Here is a 1,166-nt window from a genome sequence, read left to right as displayed (position 1 = left end):
CCCTCGATTTCACACTTTAAAAGTTTGCTTATAATACACAACAGCCTTTTATCCCTGATTCCAAGATTCCAGATTTGCTTCATTAGTTTTCCATGATTGACATTATCGAAAAATCCTTTAATATCAATATCCACACAATAATAATGTTTGCCTAAATTGATAAGGCTTACCATTCTGCTGACTGCGTGGTGGGTACTTCTGTTTGGTCTGAATCCATAGGAATGATTGTGAAATTTCGGCTCGCATATGGGTTCTAGCACCTGCAAAATACATTGTTGAATCAGTCTGTCCCATATGGTCGGTATGCCAAGAGGTCTCTTTTTATCACTGCCAGGCTTTGGAATATATACTCTCCGCACTGGTAATGGATTATAGTCCTCTAATCTGGCTCTCACTTCCTTTATCAGCATTTCATCATTAAGTTTGGAAATATCCTCTATTGTCTTTCCGTCAGTACCTTTGGTTTTACTACCAGTATTACCTTTCAGATTTCTGTATGCTAATCTGATATTCTGCTTTGAACCTATTACCTCCATTAACTTGTAAAAATTATTGTTGTTTCTGCTTTGTTGATACAACTCATCAAATATGCTCTGCATATCAAAATATTCGTTGTATCTCAGCTTGTCTTTCTTCAACATGGTCTGTACCCTCCTTTCAGAGTAATACATCTCTTAGTCTTACACGAACCCATGCTGAACTCTCTACTTGCTCTAGCACACGACTAGTGGCTATCCCTCCACCACTTATTATCATGGTTTCATCGGTACTGTGCCACCACTCTCACTGGCATAAATACAGGTTATAACTATGCTAATCTCACACAGCTTTTCCCTGTAAACACTTCACAGATGGTAAAATCTCCATGTTGCCAGCTTTCCACGTTCCAAATATGCTATCTTTACATATACCCTTAGGTTTCCTCTATAAGCCTGTTACTTTACCAATGCCTGTAACATTGTATGGACTTTCATATGAACGATTTTTACTCATCCACAAGTAACGACACTAATTGTGTCACATGACCTTTCGACCACATCCCGATATAGACCTGTACATTCGAGGATTCGTCAGTTTTTAGCTGTACTCGTCAGCTTTTATTCCATTCTAACCATAGGTATTTTATAGACCTCCGGCATATCACATACAACTCCCACCTCTGGGAA

General features: G+C 38.7%; 1 protein-coding gene. It reads right to left on the bottom strand.

Going from position 1 to position 1,166, the window contains the following annotated elements; translation table 11 throughout:
- The coding region (locus FYJ75_RS14265; RefSeq protein WP_268878610.1) for a reverse transcriptase domain-containing protein at positions 1-641 on the bottom strand (641 nt) is incomplete at its 3' end.
- Between the last annotated feature and the right edge of the window lie 525 nt (positions 642-1,166).

Origin of the sequence: Roseburia porci (genome assembly GCF_009695765.1) — a bacterium.
Classification (GTDB): domain Bacteria; phylum Bacillota; class Clostridia; order Lachnospirales; family Lachnospiraceae; genus Roseburia; species Roseburia porci.
Note: the sequence above shows the minus strand (reverse complement) of the source record. Positions and strands in the feature narration are given on the sequence as shown.